General features: G+C 41.9%; 16 protein-coding genes. 1 reads left to right on the forward strand and 15 read right to left on the reverse strand.

From position 1 onward, the window contains the following. From BW961_RS18650 to ftsE, 5 genes are all read right to left on the reverse strand, one after another. Positions 1 to 1,389 carry a PDZ domain-containing protein gene (locus BW961_RS18650; protein WP_068584246.1) on the reverse strand — a complete coding sequence of 463 codons (1,389 nt, stop codon included), beginning with the start codon at positions 1,387 to 1,389 and terminating at the stop codon, positions 1 to 3. A gap of 160 nt (positions 1,390 to 1,549) precedes the next feature. After that, positions 1,550 to 3,022: a S41 family peptidase gene (locus BW961_RS18655; protein ID WP_068584243.1), complete on the reverse strand. Its 1,473-nt coding sequence runs from the start codon at positions 3,020 to 3,022 to the stop codon at positions 1,550 to 1,552. Between the two features lie 105 nt (positions 3,023 to 3,127). Next, positions 3,128 to 4,411 (reverse strand): murein hydrolase activator EnvC family protein, encoded by a 1,284-nt coding sequence (locus tag BW961_RS18660; RefSeq protein ID WP_068584240.1) that lies wholly within the window; start codon positions 4,409 to 4,411, stop codon positions 3,128 to 3,130. 82 nt (positions 4,412 to 4,493) lie between these two features. Then, positions 4,494 to 5,408 (reverse strand): permease-like cell division protein FtsX, encoded by a 915-nt coding sequence (gene ftsX / locus BW961_RS18665; RefSeq protein WP_068584237.1) that lies wholly within the window; start codon positions 5,406 to 5,408, stop codon positions 4,494 to 4,496. Beyond that, positions 5,398 to 6,084 carry a cell division ATP-binding protein FtsE gene (ftsE, locus tag BW961_RS18670; protein ID WP_068584449.1) on the reverse strand — a complete coding sequence of 229 codons (687 nt, stop codon included), beginning with the start codon at positions 6,082 to 6,084 and terminating at the stop codon, positions 5,398 to 5,400. Before ftsE ends, ftsX begins: the two co-directional genes overlap by 11 nt. Positions 6,085 to 6,289: 205 nt before the next feature. Here ftsE and BW961_RS18675 point away from each other — a divergent pair, with 205 nt between their 5' ends. Beyond that, on the forward strand, positions 6,290 to 7,729 hold the full coding sequence (locus BW961_RS18675; RefSeq protein ID WP_068584235.1) for a VanW family protein: 1,440 nt from the start codon (positions 6,290 to 6,292) through the stop codon (positions 7,727 to 7,729). Positions 7,730 to 8,008: 279 nt separating this feature from the next. On the opposite strand, the gene BW961_RS30645 is transcribed toward BW961_RS18675, so the two are convergent. The 10 genes from BW961_RS30645 to BW961_RS18720 all read right to left on the reverse strand — a co-directional run bounded on the left by BW961_RS30645 (position 8,009) and on the right by BW961_RS18720 (position 17,405). Beyond that, positions 8,009 to 8,164 carry a hypothetical protein gene (locus BW961_RS30645; RefSeq protein WP_169810275.1) on the reverse strand — a complete coding sequence of 52 codons (156 nt, stop codon included), beginning with the start codon at positions 8,162 to 8,164 and terminating at the stop codon, positions 8,009 to 8,011. Positions 8,165 to 8,198: 34 nt separating this feature from the next. Beyond that, complete coding sequence (locus BW961_RS18680) at positions 8,199 to 8,942, reverse strand: hypothetical protein (protein ID WP_068584231.1); 744 nt, start codon at positions 8,940 to 8,942, stop codon at positions 8,199 to 8,201. Positions 8,943 to 8,970: 28 nt separating this feature from the next. Next, positions 8,971 to 9,699 carry a hypothetical protein gene (locus tag BW961_RS18685; RefSeq protein WP_068584228.1) on the reverse strand — a complete coding sequence of 243 codons (729 nt, stop codon included), beginning with the start codon at positions 9,697 to 9,699 and terminating at the stop codon, positions 8,971 to 8,973. After that, on the reverse strand, positions 9,700 to 10,338 hold the full coding sequence (locus tag BW961_RS18690) for a YhbD family protein (protein ID WP_068584224.1): 639 nt from the start codon (positions 10,336 to 10,338) through the stop codon (positions 9,700 to 9,702). A gap of 153 nt (positions 10,339 to 10,491) precedes the next feature. Beyond that, the gene (locus tag BW961_RS18695) at positions 10,492 to 12,081 is read right to left on the reverse strand and encodes an ArnT family glycosyltransferase (protein WP_068584221.1); all 1,590 of its coding nucleotides are present in this window, start codon (positions 12,079 to 12,081) and stop codon (positions 10,492 to 10,494) included. A gap of 4 nt (positions 12,082 to 12,085) precedes the next feature. Continuing rightward, entirely contained in the window at positions 12,086 to 12,520 is a 435-nt protein-coding gene (locus tag BW961_RS18700) for a GtrA family protein (RefSeq protein ID WP_068584218.1), read from the reverse strand. Further along, positions 12,483 to 13,487, reverse strand: coding sequence for a glycosyltransferase family 2 protein (locus tag BW961_RS18705; RefSeq protein ID WP_068584215.1), 1,005 nt, complete (start codon positions 13,485 to 13,487; stop codon positions 12,483 to 12,485). The genes BW961_RS18700 and BW961_RS18705 overlap by 38 nt, the downstream gene beginning before the upstream one ends. Positions 13,488 to 13,543: 56 nt before the next feature. After that, positions 13,544 to 15,841, reverse strand: coding sequence for a cyclic di-GMP-binding domain-containing protein, MshE-related (locus tag BW961_RS18710; RefSeq protein WP_068584212.1), 2,298 nt, complete (start codon positions 15,839 to 15,841; stop codon positions 13,544 to 13,546). Further along, the gene (locus BW961_RS18715; protein ID WP_068584208.1) at positions 15,838 to 16,083 is read right to left on the reverse strand and encodes a hypothetical protein; all 246 of its coding nucleotides are present in this window, start codon (positions 16,081 to 16,083) and stop codon (positions 15,838 to 15,840) included. The genes BW961_RS18710 and BW961_RS18715 overlap by 4 nt, the downstream gene beginning before the upstream one ends. Next, positions 16,080 to 17,405 (reverse strand): sugar phosphate nucleotidyltransferase, encoded by a 1,326-nt coding sequence (locus BW961_RS18720; protein ID WP_068584205.1) that lies wholly within the window; start codon positions 17,403 to 17,405, stop codon positions 16,080 to 16,082. The genes BW961_RS18715 and BW961_RS18720 overlap by 4 nt, the downstream gene beginning before the upstream one ends. Positions 17,406 to 17,721: the final 316 nt, after the last annotated feature.

Genomic DNA, 17,721 nt, shown 5'->3' on the forward strand with positions numbered 1-17,721 from the left:
CTATTTATCCCATGGATAACGTATAACTGGATCAGGTATATCCATGTCTGTTGTTGCAGCTGTTTCAGCTAAGGCAATCACTGCTTGCGTTGCCGATTCAGGAGAAGGTACTTCGTCACTTATTGAAGCCCGTTTAGTCGTGTTCAATTTCATACCGATAATTTGATAAATGCTAATAGGTCTCATACTCGCCGTCACACCTACATTCTGATCCGGAGCTAGAATAACACCTAGCTGATGATGATCACCGGCATAAATAGGACGTTGAAGATATTTACTCTCACCGGCCAAGTTCTGTACTTCTAGCTTACAAAATGCAGGGTTCATACGTAAACAGCTATGTAGCTGTTCTGTGCTATGGATCATAATGCCATTCACCTTCAGCAAGGTCTCTCCAGGTACAATACCAAGTTCCTCTGCTGGGCTGTTAGGCACAATAGCAAGTACACGTAACCCCTTAGAGGGATGCACGAACACTGCATTTCGCTGATGTTCCTCTATGCGACTGAACCAAATCAATCCTTCATGCAACAAGCAGCTCGCAAGTGCTGCGACAATCATAAGTGGACTCCACCAAGCAGAAAGCAAGCTGAGTGCAAGCAGAACTACGCTGTACAATAGGAGTCTACTGAAAGTGACGCTTGCTTTCTGTTGAGGTAGCAAGCTCTGCGTCATCTCACCAAATCCAATGACAACAGGAAGAGCTAACAGACTGAATCCGCCACTCCAACCAGCGCCTCCTAGTAATGGCGTCCAAGGCAATATACTACCCGTCGTCTGGGCTGGAATGAGTAAGAACAGTGGTAGCGCCCAGAAGGCTTGCATCTGATATCCTCCGACTAACTTTCCACGTTTACTCTCCACAAACAGAGGCATGGCGAATGAAGCCCCTTGTTTCTTTACCAGAATCGCTTCTGCCAAATGTAGCACTGCAACTAAAGCTAGAAGAGAAGGAATATCAAGCTCCCTTACGGTTCCAACAATGGTTCCCATGAATGACCCCGGCTGCCATCTCGGAAAGAAATCCACGATAAATTGTATTACACCTAATAGCCCAATCGCATAAGCGAAACAAAAGTATCTCACGCGTAAGAATAACAACACCAACGTCACAACCCAGATACATACAATCGCTTCCTGTGTTAAAGATATCCCTAGAAAAGCAATCACTAATGAAACACCAACGCCTGCTACTAGCCCTCCTACAAACGTACGCCAAGCTTGAAGTCCCCAACTATGTAACCTTACACTGAATAACTTCCGCTCCATCAACACTTGTTGACGATAAAACAACATAATAAACAGGATTGAAATATAATAAAAGGGCTGAATCAACAGTTGTAATAAACCGTCTGTCACATTCCATAACAATTCTAAAGCTACATCCAAAGTTTCTTCACACTCCTCCAAGGCTCGACACCATATAATGACTAATGTCCCTAATGTCCAACTACATCGATATATACATAGACAGTACCAACTCCGCTGTCCTTCATGAAGCGTATGCTTCCCCATATTCAGAAAAAAAAGAAGGCTAACGTTCAGCCTTCTACTTCTTCGACGCCATTGCCTTTATTTCCTTCTGTACTTCCGCAATCCCTTGTTTCAATTGCGTATCATTTAACGGGTCTCGGATGTGTTTAATGAGCTCACTTTCCAAAGCTACCGCTGTCTTAGCATCAATAATGCCATTTGCCTTAAGCTTCTTACTTGTCTGGAAGCTCTTGACGGATTTCTCAGTCGCTTGGTCAAAATACCCGTCTGTTCGCCCCGGATTAAATCCAAGTCCTTTCAACATGACTTGAGCACTCTTAACGTCTTCACTGTTCATATTGTATTGTAGACTTTTCTCTTTGTTAATCGGAGATACAGAGAAGTAATCTGGCTGAGATACAGCAATATCAGGCTTAATACCCTTCTCATGAATCCAAGTACCCTTAGGTGTAAGCCACTTAGCAATGGTAATCTTCAGTAAACTACCATCACCCAATTGTTTGTCAAAGCTCGTCTGAACTGTTCCCTTACCGAATGAATTCTCACCCATCAAGATCACACCAGCCGATTCCTGTAACGCTCCTGCCAATATCTCAGACGCGCTTGCAGACCCTTTATTCATTAGCAGCGTTATCGGATACGACTTACTAGATCCCTTGGATAAGCTCTTATCTCGCTTACCTTCTTTATTCTCCACCTGAACGATTGGTTCGCCTTGAGGTACGAATTGTTGCGCAATATCAATAACGACGGAAAGCACACCACCTGGGTTGTTCCGAACGTCTATAACAAGACCCTTCATACCTTGCTTCTCCAAGTTGGACAATTCCGCTTTGAATCGGTCGGCTGTATTTAAGGAGAATTGAGTGATTTCAATAATCCCTACGCCATCTTTCTCCATACGAGCATTTACCGTTTCTAAATCCACATCATCTCGAACAATAGCGAATTCAATTGGTTCGGCCACACCTTCACGTTTCACTACCACTTTAGCTGTTGTCCCTTTGACGCCTCTAATCTTAGAAACAGCGGCATTTAATTCAAGACCTTCAAGAGACTCCCCATTTACGGAAAGGATCATATCCAGAGACCGGATGCCAGCTTTCTCAGCAGGAGACCCCTTAATCGGTGATACGACGGTGACATTTCCATCTTTCAAGGAAACTTCTGCACCAATCCCACTAAAAGACCCTTCAATCGACTCTTCAAATTGCTGAGCGGATTCTTGTCCCATATAAGTGGAATATGGATCCGAAAGTGATTGCATCATTCCGTTAATCGCACCATCTACTAATACGCTACGATCAATATCCTTATAATAGTTCCCTTTGATAAGGTCGAGTGCAGTCCCAATTTTCTGAGCTTCTTCTTTCTTCAGACCTGTACTGGTTGTTATGCTTGCAAGTAAGCCTTCGCCGCTTACTGCCTTTCCTGCATAACTATTCCCATTACTCAAGAAAAATGTCAGTAGACTGCCACAAATCATGGCAGCGACCATCAGTAATACGGCCGTACGTTTCTTTAACATCGCTAATGCTCACCGCCTTATTCTTGTCAGACTATCACTAACCTACCCAACCTAGTATATGTACGAATGGGTAGGAATATTTATAATCATAGCATGATTTAGATGTTATAGGTAAGGCATAGGATCAACCCTACTACCATTGATACGTACTTCAAAATGTAAATGAGGTCCTGTGCTCTGGCCTGTACTTCCGGACTCTGCAATTTTCTCACCTTTGCTAACACGGTCTCCTACTTTAACGTTGGTACCTCCATTGCGAAGATGACCGTATAACGTCCACATACCGCCGCCATGATCAACGATAACAGCATTTCCATAACCACTGTACCACTCTGCCAAAATAACGGTTCCCGCTTCCGCCGCATGAACGGATGTTCCCTGTCCTACAGCGAAATCAACACCTGTATGCATCTTACCTACTTCACCCGTCACTGGATGTGTTCGTCTACCGAACCCAGAAGAAATCCGGGCACTTCCTACTGGCATCAATAACGGACCTCCACTACCACTAAAGGATGCTGTTGCATTACTAGTTCCTTTGGAAGACTTCTTGGCTGCCGCCGCCGCTGCTGCACGCTTCTTAGCAGCAGCTTTCGCTGCCTTAACACGTGCCGTTTCCTCAGCTACCAACGTATTCTTCTGCTGTAATAGAACTGATCGATTACTAGCCATCGCTACGAGCTTCTGTTCCTGATCTTCTGTTAGCTCATCGGAATGCTGAATTTCTTTATCATACATAGCAATCAAAGATTTCTTCTCCGCTTCTTTCACGCTCAATATGCTCTTCTGTGACTCCATTTCAGAATAGAGACTTTCAGCCTTGGCATATTGTAATTCTAATTCATTCTGTTTCTCAACGACAGTCTCTTTATCCTTTTTGTGTTCAACAAGTAAGTTCTGATCCTGATCAACAATCATCTTTAGAGAATCGGCTCGAACAAGGAAGTCACTAAAGCTACTGGAAGACATCAACACCTCTAGATAAGAGATAGACCCGTCCGTGTACATAAGTCTTACGCGAGACTCAAGCATAACTTCCCGAGAGGCAATACGTTCTTCCGCAGCATCTAGTTCTGTCGCCGCTAATGTTAAACTTTCCTTGGTGTTGTTAAGTTGCTTCGAAATATCCGAAAGCTTACTCTTAACGGTATCTACTTGCATCATTACAGTCTGCAAATATTCTGTTGTTTTATTCTTATAGTGCTCTGCTTCCTGCTTGTCTGAAGAGGCTTTTTCCTGTTCTACTCTAGCAGCTTTCGCCTGTTGTTGTAACACTTTCAATTCATGTTCGATATCACTGACTGTTTTCTTTTTGGCATAACCATCCACAGGTTGAAATATGAAGGTCGCTACCATAATAACAGCTATTATAAGACTAAACTTTTTCAAATTGGGTTCGCCATCCTTTACTAAACTCTATTACGTATATATGTCGTCAACGTAGGCCATCAAAGAAGCTCGTGATTCTCAGCTATACCTTCAAAAATTTACGAATGGAAACGGTACTTCCCCAGATGCCAATCAAAATACCGATTGCTAATAACAATGCACTTAGAAACATCCAAATATCTGATAAAGGAAGTAATACTATTCCTAGCGTAATGTCTCCACTAAACGCCTTGAACAACTGATCATAACCAAAGAGCAATAGCCCCACAGTGGTTAATGATCCAATACCTCCGATAAGTGCACCTTCTATAAAGAAAGGCCAGCGGATGAAATAATTCGTCGCGCCTACCAATTTCATAATGCCAATCTCACGACGACGCGCTAATATGGTGACTCTAATCGTATTCGATATTAAGAACATCGACATGATACCAAGACCTACAACAAATATGAATCCGATGTTACGCACAGCACGTGTAATTTTGAATAACTTCTCAACAGCGCCCTCACCATACTTCACCTTCATAATCGGCTTTTCAGGATGACTTTCGTTAAGTGCAGAGATTTTGTCCGCAACATGTGCAACTGTCGTTGCCTCAACCACTTCCACCGACAATGTATCTGGTAGAGGATTATGGTCTTTATCGAAACCTTCAAGTAGTGCCTTACCGTCTGCACCTAAGCTCTCACTGAATTCTTTCAATCCCTGCTCTTTAGATATGAAGGTAATCTTGCTAACCTCAGGCATAAGTCCAATCTCTGTCTCCATCTTTCCCCGCATTTGCTCATTTACTTCGAGATTCAAATACACCTTAATCTCAACTTGACTATCCACTTCATCCGCTAACTGATTCACGTTTACAACCAATAAAACAAATACACCTAGAACGAAAAGAGAGACCACAATAGATGTAATGGAAGCAATAGACATCCAACCATTACGGAATATGTTCTTGCACCCTTCCCGCAGATGCCGCAAGAAGGTGTTAAAACTCATATCCATATTCCCCTCTCAATTGATCTCTCACAATGTTCCCTTGCTCGATTGCAATAACGCGTTTACGCATTTTGTTCACGATATCTTTGTTATGAGTAGCCATGACGATCGTTGTCCCACGAAAGTTAATCTCGTCAAGCAACTGCATAATACCCCATGAAGTCTCAGGATCTAAATTCCCCGTAGGCTCGTCCGCTATAATAACAGCAGGATTATTCACAATAGCTCTAGCAATCGCTATCCGTTGTTGCTCCCCACCAGAGAGTTGATCTGGTTCACGTCCAGCTTTATTCTTGAGTCCCACGAGATCCAATACTTCCATAACACGCTTCTTGATTACTTTCTTCGGCGTTTCGATAACTTCCATAGCGAATGCAACATTCTCGTAAGCTGTCATGCGAGGAAGGAGTCTGAAATCCTGAAAAATAACTCCGATATTACGGCGAACGTAAGGAATTTTACGTGGTTTAAGCTTACCAATGTTAAACCCATTTACCGATATTTGGCCTTTTGTTGGAACTTCTTCTCTATAGATAAGCTTCATAAACGTCGATTTACCTGCGCCAGAGGGCCCAACAACATATACAAACTCATTACGGTCAATCTTTACGGTTACACCCTGTAGGGCATTCGTTCCATTCTTATATGTCTTCCATACATCTTGCATCTCTATCACATTATCACGTCCTAATTCCATAATCAGACAATATTATTTCGACATGTTCTATCCATTTCCTTTAAAAAAGTATAAATTTCACCACTAATATTTATTGTAACAAATTTGTTACCTTTTGAGTACCCGAAATTTTCCCATTTTCCTTACATATACATAGACAAGTGTATGAATAACGACTAATAAGAAGTTAGAAAAGGTGTGACATATGAAAAAAAATCAACTTACCCTAATTCTATCCATCGCCCTACTGATTGTGTCCGTTCTCTTTGGCTTATGCCACCTTTATGTACACCAAGATACGCTTCCCCAAGGAGTAAAAATATCCGGTTGGGCTGTAGGTGGTATGAAAACAGATGTCGTCCTGAAAGAACTCGAACTTAAGTCTCAACAGCTTGGACAGACACCTCTTCATGTCTCCGTGGAGAATCAAAAGTTATCAGACAGTGAATGGACACTGACTGAGGCTGGTGTTCGATACGAGGCGGATACATTTCGTCTTGCTATCAGCAAATTAAAAGAAGGCAACTTGTTTGAGCGTGTATCCTATCGTTGGCATTTCGAAAGAAGTTTTGCTATAACTCCACACTGGAATCCTACACCTATGAAATTAAAATTTAATAAGGCGTGGGAGAAAGGTCTGTTCGGTGTACCTATCAATGCGACACGGCGAATTACAGCCGATGATCAAATTGTATATACACCTGAAGTGTCCGCATTGCGACTAGATTGGGAGTCCCTAACCAATCGAATGGTTTCTTTGATTCCACAAGATTTCAAGAGGTTAGCGTCTCCCTCGAATCTTCCTCTTAAGATACAACTTCCTGTGATGGTAGCAAATCCTGAAATCAGCGTTATCGATTTGAAAGCAGAAGGCATAGAACGCAAAATCATGGAATTCTCAACTTCTCTAGACTCCAGTAGTGAGGGCAGACTATTTAATGTGAATTCAGCAGCACAAGCAACCGATGGTTTACTATTGAAACCTGGAGATGTGTTTGATTATGGAAAAATTATTGCCTTAGCAGAGGACAAATACGGATTCCGAGAAGCCCCTGTCATTCTGAATGGTAAGCTGGTTCCAGGAATTGGCGGAGGTATCTGCCAAGTGTCGAGTACAATTTATAGTGCAGCGATTCGTACGGGGATGGACATTGTGGAACGCAGAAATCATTCGCTACCTGTTCGTTATTTGCCAAAAGGCCAAGATGCGACTTTCGCAACAGGTTCAATTAACTTTCGTTTCAAGAATAATACGGGTAAACATTTGTTGATTCACGTTTCCGTTCAAGGAAGGATACTCACAATTAAGTTCTTTGGTACCTTCCCTAAAGACGTTACATATGACATTGAATCCATTACGGTAGAGACACTTACGCCTTCTAACAAATATGTTCACAATTCAACACTTCCCGTTGGAGGCCAAGAAGTCATCCAAAATGGAAAATCTGGTTATATCATTGATACTTATCGAATTAAAAAGGTTGATGGTGTCGTCAAAGAACGTAAGCGAATCTCCCATGATACGTATCTCCCACAGAAGACGCTGATTGGCATTCACCCCGATAACCAGATGGATCAAGACGCGCCGCTCGCTCCTAAGGAAAAGTCGATTATTGAGGATGGTGTGAGTGGGCCAAATTTTTAAAAGATTCGTGAGATGCGTTGTATCCCCTTCCGCCGCTGTTAAAACCGGGAAAGACGATTCGATTGGAGATGAAGGGGATTTCCCGGTTTTAAAGGCGTTCGCCTATCGGCGCTCCAGGGGGCACAACTCATCCTAGGCATAAGAACAGCATTGCAGAAACAAGATCAAGAAAAAATCTATCCTACTACATAGTGGCCGTCAATTGAACTAAAAATAACAAAAAAAACGGCGCTCCTACTCGGATCGTCGTTTATCTTTTTACAAGATCATGAACATCTCTTAGCAAATGATTCCGAGCTGCTTGGCTTGCTGTTCGGTTAAGATAAATTCCTCCGTAGGCCAAAATTCAGCCTCCTTATCTAAACCGAATAGGATGATAATATCATCCCAGACACCTTTTTCGATAGCTTCAGTTTGAGATATGATTATTTTCATGCGCAATCGCTCCTTCTGTTATGAACGTGTATTTCTATATTCTATTATATTGACCGACTTCTGCTCCATTATCCTGCTTATATTCGTTCTTATATTCAACAAGGCCAATCTCACAACCAGCGCCAATATAAACATTACGTCCACGAACCACTGCTGCCTTTGTATTCTCCAAACGAATCTCATCGCCTTCAATGCTATCTGCCTGCAAGGCACCATTTGCACCAGGCGCGTATTTTCCAATAAGGGGAATCATCATTGCTTTATTAATTGTGATCTTACCTCCGCCAATTTCACGGGCACGACTTGGTCCGTACAGCTTAATTTCAATTACTTCCCCGTTCAACATGTTTCCAATATCCACTGAGCCACGTATAATAATTTCTTCCCCTTGGCAATCCCCTGAAATACTTAGGGTACCTTGACCTTTCACCTTTTCCACATTTAAACTACCTTCAACTCGAACCTCTCCATTTACCTTTAACGTTTGGGCATTCAATCCCCCCATCACTTCTAGTTCTCCCATGATTGAAATATCTTCACTGTGCATGCCTTGGTGGACTTTCATATTCCCTGTGCAGCTCACGTTACCTGATTTGAGAGATCCCTCTATAGATGCCGTTCCCATACATTTGAAATGTGAACATTCCACATCCCCATGAATGATGCTATCTCCCATTATTTTAATCTTTGCGTAACTACCTCCCCCTGAACTACCATTGCCTGTAATTCTCAAGTCATTCAGCTGTGCTGAAGTAGAACTCGCTCCGCTGACTTTCATTTAAGCTCCCCCTTTTCCATGTTTGTCGTTATATTTGAACACAAGAGCCCACCTTAGCATCGGGATCTTGATATATTGTATTCTGATATTCCACTAGACGAATTGTGCACCCTGGACCAATTCTCACATCGTTACCTCGAACGGTATCTGCCTCCGTATACTCAAGATCAATATGATCTCCTTCAATGATATGTGCCGTCAATCGGGTAGAGAAACCATGATGAAGTTGTTCCCAGAAACTTGAACTTTTCCATTTCCTCACGACAATGTTTTCTCCCCCAATCTCTTGTGCGGAACAAGACAAATTCATCTTAATATCCACTTGATCTGCATTCAACAATCCATCAATCGTGAAATGACCTTTCACCGAAAAGCTCTCACATTGTACTCCCTCTTTAGTCTTCAGTATGCCTCCTACTTCCACCGTATCGCTCTTTAGACTCTTATCAAAGGTCGCTCTCCCGTTAATGAAGACAGTTCGAGACTGGACTTGATCCTTAAATGTAGACATCCCATCAATGACCATCTTATCCAGCATAGCTGGTCCTTCTACTTTTGCCGTCCCATTGATGTTCATTGATTCTGCATGAAGCGATCCTTCTATCCCTACAGTCCCATTACTTGTGAACGTTATGCAATCGATATCACCACTAACCTTACCCATTCCATCAATCCTAACGTCCTTATATACTCCACCGCCGGTTCGTCCCATACCAGATATGTTCAGATCATGCCTAGGTTGCTGTTTCTGCTCCATCTATGCTTCCTCTCTTTCATTCATTTTCAATTTCAACTCTTCAATGCTAGATGCAATCGGTAGCCGAATAACCCACTTTACACCTTTGTCGAAATACAATTGATCCGCTGATTCTGTAAGAAAGAGGATAGATACGCCCATCTTACGTATAAGCACCAATTCAGCATTCTTTCCAGCCAATTTACCGTAGTGTTCTTCCATCGTTCTGACGAGCAATAACCCCTCTTCACGCGATAGTTCACCACTCTTAAGCAATTTCTCTAGTATGTATATACAAAGAATATGATCGAATGTGAACTCTTCCTGTTGCCCTGAAATTTCAACGTATAAATCCAATGTCAACAATGACACAATGTTACGTTCTATCAACTCGGTCGACCGAAGTGACGTCTCTCCAGCGCTAGGTGAGAAGACATCCGCAAGCTCATCTAAGGAAAGATCATCTTTCATATTAATTATTTTATCTACGCGTGCAATAATTTTATGCCTAGGAAAAAAAGTTTCCTGTCCTGTATAGGAAGATTTACGGATAAACCAATCCTCCGGGATAAGACTTTTCCGTTTCCAGCGATACAGCTGTCCATATGAGATTCCGGTGATTTCTAGCAGTTCTTTCTTAGATATTAAATCGTCATCCAATGTAATCTCCTCCTTCAATACCAATGTAACATAACATTGTTACGTTGTAAAACAATATTAGTCCGTTAGGATACCATCTTCAGCATATCAAAAGAAGGTACCCTCCAAAAAGAAGCACCTTCTTTTATGGCAAATACGATTATCGATCTACAACTACCCTTGCGGTGCAACCCACTTCTTAATCTTATACAATCGCCATTTACCATCAAAGTCATGATAGAGCGTAGCCCATTCATTTCCATGCTCGAACATGTTAGGATACAGCTTATTAATTGCACTTTTTGGTATACCTGGCAATGGCTTTGGAATAAGAATGTAGTCAATATCATTACCTGGGGGATCATTCAATGCCGTTTCAAATTTGTAATCACTAGTTATCAGGTACCTTTTTAGATTATCACTACTCACCAATAGGTTATACGCAGAATAAGAGTCCGTCATAATATTCGTCCCATCATTCATATTGCTATCAATCCAAGCTCCCACGGATCTATCCAGTTCTTGCTCCTTTAGATGTTCATTATCCGCCATATTTATAAAGTTGTTCTCATCTGGTGCTATACTCGGATCTGTCATAGCATACGATAACAATCCTGCTGTCACGAGCATACTCAATACAACGACAGCAAATGCCAATTTCCTTCCTCGATCACGTACAAGACTCAACTCATATGGTAGCCATGCAACCGTAATCGGAAATACATACATGAAGTAGCGGAACCATCCGAAAGATGACTCTCTCATCAATAATACGAATTGTAGGGCTGGCACCGATACGAACATAAGCAGGATTATTAGCGTACCACCCTGAAATAATCGCTTAGTGAACAGACGAATGAGTAATACCGCAAACAATGGCGCCGAGTACCAAAGTGTCTTACCCGCAATAAATTTCAGAGCAAGCCATGGACTATTGAACAGTTCAACAAAACTCTGATCACTTTGCAGTTGACCCGATTGTGCGACGTTAGAATACTCCGAATTCAGAAAGTAGAACGGGTTATCCATGATAATATAATTAAAGAAAATCCATAACAGGCCTGAGAATACGGCAGGTATGAGCAATAATATCCATGTAGCTTCCACCTTGTATGCTTTTTCCCTTAACGTAGGACCCGTTGAATAATAATTTCGATGCATCCAGAACACAGCTATAACAACGCCTACCGCCAAAGCCACGCCTAGTGGAACAGCTTCATAACGAGTCCAGAAGGCCATAGCGAGCGCAAACGCCGACAAGATAAGACTGCTCGCACTCCGTGATTTTAGCCAGAAACAAAATTCAATTACCGTATACATAATGAAATAAATATAAGGTGCATCACTAAGCCCATTCGCTCCAAACAAGAACACAAACGGATTTAAGCTATACAATAAGGCAATCGTCAGGCTAATCCCCGCTCCTATTCCCATCTTCCTACCTGAGCTATACAACAATACCGAGGTCAATGCGGCAAAAATGCTACTCATGAGTACCGCGGCCAATCCATAGGTTGCTAGTGCAGGAACAAGCGGATAGAATACCAGTAACCCTAGTTCCATTAAACTTGGCAATGGATTCCACACAAAACCGATGGCTCCCAAATGGGGATCTCGACTGTACAATACATAGAACGCGTTAGCCACGCGGCTAATTGCATCAGAGTGCATATATCCAAGGACATAACTGATATAAAATCCTAAAGCAAATTCCATCCCAAACATCAGAATAAAAAGCAGTAATTTTCCTTTTCGATTCATCATGATATTACGATTTCCCCTCCCCGCTTCTAGTCTTCATAGAAGTTGTCACTGGCGTAAATGTCCAACGTCGATTCCATATATAATTATGAATAGGAACCACTACAGTGGAAATTAACTGTCCGATGATGTAAGAAATGGAAATCCACTCTATCGTTACATACATTATTAGAGTGTTGATGACCATACCTGCACAAGATACGATCACATACTTCACAAATTGTTTCACATAGCCACTCTGCCGGTTCTCAAATGTCCACATTCTGTTCAACAAATAAGAAATAATAAGTACAACGATAAAACCAACAATAGAAGCTACAATGGGATTCATGTGCCACATCTCGACTAACATAATTAGCACTGCAAAATGGATACCTGTTCCTAGTCCACCTACAAGGCCATATTTAATGAGCGGAAGCCGAAGTAACGAGCGAATGGTCATGCTTTAACTCCCTATCTTCCTCAATCAGGTCAGGATGATTTTTTTTGTCAGCAATCAAGTAACGGGGTCTAGCCTTCACCTCATGATAGATGGCTGCAATGTATTCGCCCACAATGCCAATAGATATCATCAGAATACTTCCTATAATGAGCAGGAGCAGAATAACTGTCGTGAACCCCGTAACGGCAGTTCCTTGAAACTTCTGTACTAAAGTGTTAATCCCTAGTACGAGTGACACAATGAAGAATCCAATACCCATCAGACTGACCACGCGGAGTGGAATGGTGGAGAAGGAAATAATGGCTTCCGCCCCAAGCCGGACGAGACCGAATATACCCCAACGACTCATACCAACTTCACGATCTGCAACATGGAAAGGTAGCTCTACTTTACGAAATCCAAGCCATGCGGTCATTCCTCGAAAGAATGGAATCCGTTCTGGCATATTCATCCATGCTTCTAATACCTTTTTATCCAATAGTTTGAAGTCGGATGCACCCTTCAGATTATATCCAGTCAATTTATCGAGCGTAGTGTAAAAAACAGAAACGCCTAACCTTTTGCCTAATGACTCTTTACCACGACTTTCCTTCACACATTCAACGATGTCATATCCTTCTTCTTGCCATAATCGAACCATTTCAGGAATAAGTTCAGGTGGGTGCTGCAAGTCACCGTCCATGACAATAACAGCCTCACCAGAGGCATTCTCAAGTCCAGCACATACCGCAAGCTCTTTACCAAAGTTACGACTAAGACGTATTGCAATGACCCCTGGTATCTCTTCCGCTGCCCTCTCTAACTGTTGCCAGGTATCATCCTTTGATCCGTCATCCACGCCAATAAGTTCATAATAGGGTGTTATTCTAGAAAGTGTCTCTACAATCACACGTAGTGATCTCACCAGATGCGCACCTTCGTTGTACAACGGAACTACAACAGAGAGAAGGGGCTTCTTTATCTCCATAATCATTCTCCTTTCTTATCGAAGCACTAGCTGCCTAATCCAAATTTCATAAGACATTACAACTTTTCTTGCAATAGGTTCTCTTCGTTCATTTCGGTTAGACCATGAACTGTTTTCTCCCAATAGAAAGGCTTCGTAATCAGTTGCCAAGCTGCCTTTATAGCAGCAATACTCATTAGCACCCAATAGAGGGGTATAGATAATCCGTATTTGACCAAAGAGAATGAGAATCGCTTCTCGCCCTTCTCTTCCATATCATTGATGATCCAATATACGCCGGCTACATTGCTGAATATAAACAGGAAATTCGCAACATAAAACTCTGCTCCCGCTATGTAATATAGATATCCTGGAAATAATTTTGGTATAAATTCGGCTTCCCAACCGAACCATAGCAAGATCAATACCCAGAAGATAGGATTGAGCAGTGGGAGTAACGGTGTCGCAAGAATCATCACTTGGAATCCAAGGAAACCTTTCCATCCAATTTCCTTTATAAGCTTGAAGGGATTACGCATATGAACAAGCCATGTCTGCATATACCCTTTGATCCAACGGGAACGTTGGCGAATCCAGTTACCGACTTGGCTGTTCGCCTCTTCCCACGTCCGCGAATCAATAATCGCCGTTTTGTATCCTGACTTATACAACCGAATGCCCAAATCAGCATCCTCTGTCACATTGTAAGGGTCCCATGCATTGATATTTTTTAGCACAGATACTTTGAAATGGTTAGATGTTCCACCTAGCGGAACTGGCATATCGAGTTTCATAATCCCCGGAAGTAGTAACTCAAACCACATGCTGTATTCCTGCGTGAACCAACGCGTCAACAAATTCTGGGAGCTGTTGAAGTAATTCAGTTTGGCTTGAATACACACATATTCTTCCGGAAGAGAATTAAATGCTGCCATCACCTTTTTCAACTGATCTGCATCTGGCTGATCCTCTGCATCGTATATGACCGCATATTCTCCCCGCGCACGGATAAGACCATAATTACACGCTTTAGGTTTGGTCTTTGGAAGACTATCAGGAACAACTAGCGTTGTGTAATATGCAGGAAGATTCATTGAGCTCAACAGTTCCTTTGTTTCAATATCATCATCTTCGATCAGCAACCTTACATCTAACTTAGACTTAGGATAATCAAGTCTCTCTAAATTTCGAATCAAATGAGGAATAACGCCCGCTTCTTTATACATGGGCACTAGTATTGTATAGATGGGTAGGCTTTTCTCATCCAAAGCAGCAATTTCTTCTGGTGTGAACCGAAGTTGTGAATTCGTACGTGAACCGAGATAGATAATAGCAAATTTAAATATCGTCATAATGAAATAAAATAATTGAATCAATAAATTAACGACCAATATTGTACCCCATACATTCCAGATTAAGCCGACTATAATCGATAGACTCACAATCGCAAAAATCATAATCTGACCGAATGTAAAAGTAGTACTAGCCGAGTTCTCTGGCTGCTGTTCCTTGAGCTTGGAGGTACTCTGCTTTAACATCTCATTTCCATAATTACTAGAGAACAAATGCTCAAGTTCTTCCTTGGTAGCCAAAACCTGTTCAAATGGCATCCCTAACAATTCCTCTAGCTCAGCGTAACGCTCCACCGGAATCGGATCCCCTACTGCCACAAGATAGCGATTAAGGTATTGGTGAACTACAATTACACCATTGTCTTGTGCCCACTGTTCTGGAAGCTTGAATGGAACATTGAGATCAATCTCTTCACCAAGTCTTCCAATCTGATTCTGAGTCGCAACAGCACGGTATAATTCCTCCGGTTCAAGCATTTGCAATGACAAAAGAATATCGCCTAACATCCCGCCACTTTTGGCTTGGAAAGAAAGTGCACGCTCTAGTTGCTCCTGTGTAATATATTCAGAGCGAACAAGCATCTCACCCAGTCTTTCCTTCGGACGTGCATCTGACATTTCTTGAATCATCTGTTCGGGCGTTACAAATCCCATGTCCACCAATATATCACCGAGACGACCGCCATACTGCTTCTGGCTGAGAATAACATGCTCAAGTTGTGCGGCCGTAATGATTCCCCGACTAACAAGCATTTCCCCCATCCTACCTTTACCACCAGTAGGTACGGTTTCCTGCAATTTAACTTCCTTCTGAATCTGATGAATACGGTTCGTGGTTTCTTCAATTCGGCGATTCAACCCTGCAATTTCAAAATCTAACTTATGGATGTCTGCTGCCTGTTCTTGTCGCTGATCGTCAAGCCTCTGCTGTAGTTGCTCAAGTTCTATTCGTTCCTCAAGAAGGTGTCTATTCGTTTGACCGAAGGACAATCCTCGTACTTGCCATCGAAGTCTTTTCTTCATTTGGGAATCTCCCCTCCGATGATGGCCCTTTCCTCAGCCTGGACCTTTTCTAATAAGGAGCGGAGCTCCACAATTTCATTTGTTTTACTTGCAGATTCAGTGATATAAACTTCCCTTTCCTCCATTAGAATCTTTTCCACTTCCTGTCGTGATTCTGCAACTAACTTCATCATTTCTTCTACATCACCAGCATGATAGCCCAACCATGCCGTTCCATTACCAATTATCCCGTTTGTTCTCATAAGAGCACCTTGTCGTCAACCATATCTAACGTCGTTATTTCAATGAGTAAGCATTCATCCGATGCAATAAATCGTCCCGCTTCATGCAAAACAATGGATTGATCGATATCAAATTGAAGTACTTCACTCTTACTATCGGTAGGGATGAAGTTCCCTGAGCCCATCAATAGTGTCCATATCGTCTTTCTGGCCTTTGGATGTGTCGTTAGTTGCCCATCAGATGGTATAAGAATACGGTTCGTCTCAATCGTTATTCCGAAATCAACCTTGGTGTGCTTATCCAGTAAAGAACACCTACCTTCCGTACGAACTTCAACTGGAGAGGATATTTCGGACAACCGATGAAGAACTTTCTTAATATTCGAAGAACTCTTCTTATTACTGATCAATATCCCTTCTTGCCCTGCAATAATGATCGCATTAGGTATACCAGAGACAATGATAGGCAGAGATAATTCATTAATAACATGTGTACCATTACAATCCCCTTCCAACAAACCATTACCATACAAAGGCTCTTTCATATTTGAAAATATTGCATCCCATGTCCCCATATCCCTCCAGTGACCCTCATAGGGAAGACATACCGCAGAACGTTCACGTTCAGATACTTCATAATCAAAACTAACCGCAGGTAGATTATCATATGTTTCATTCAGACTTGCATAATCTTGTGGATAGCCACGAACTTGTAACAGATCAAGCATATAACCAATGGTAAATGCAAATACACCGCAGTTCCATAATGCTCCTTGTTCAATAAGAGCTTGTGCTGTTTGCTCATCTGGCTTTTCTTGGAATTTGCGAATGGACAGTAGCTTGTCCACATCTGAGGCAGCATCAGGAACAATATAACCATACTTATCAGATGCCGATAAAGGCTTTACACCAATCAAGCCTAGCTTGGCTTCACTGGAGACACTTTGAGCAAGTATCGGCAGAAGACGATAGAATGCGCTATCCGCTTGACCATCCACCGGCATAACTACTATGACCTCTTCCCTGTCAACTACTAGCACATCATGAAGATAGGCAGCGGCAAGGGCTATCGCTGGAAACGTATCACGTTGCCGAGGTTCTACTAAACTATGTACGCTATGACCCAAATGCTCATGAACCTGCTGAATATGCTTGTTCGAAGCTACAATTAATGTACTTTCACTAAACCCTATAGCCTCTAGCTCCTCCATCGTATTCTGAATCATAGATAACTTACGTCCCGTTTGATCATTCATTACACGAAGAAATGGCTTGGATCTCCCCTCACTTGATAAAGGCCATAGTCTCTTGCCGGCCCCGCCAGATAATAGGACTATTCTCATATCACACCTCCAAATATTTAAATAATGCATCATATTATGTATTTATTTAGCATTGATCCTGAGTCTTATGATTCAGTTCAATCGAACTATATTTCGCTAATAATTTCGTCTAACAACAAATAATCGAATTATTTTGCCTGAATTCGGTTCTATATTACCACACAAGTTACTGGATTAATATGGTATATAAACATTTTCTATTCCATTTGTCCTATCTTTAGAATTCTGTTCTAAAGATATGACATAATAGTATGTTATTCGTCACCAAACCACATAAACACGACAAAAAAGCGATCACCTTTCCATCAGTGATATT

This window comes from Paenibacillus macquariensis (genome assembly GCF_900156375.1).
In the GTDB taxonomy this organism is placed as follows: domain Bacteria; phylum Bacillota; class Bacilli; order Paenibacillales; family Paenibacillaceae; genus Paenibacillus_AQ; species Paenibacillus_AQ macquariensis.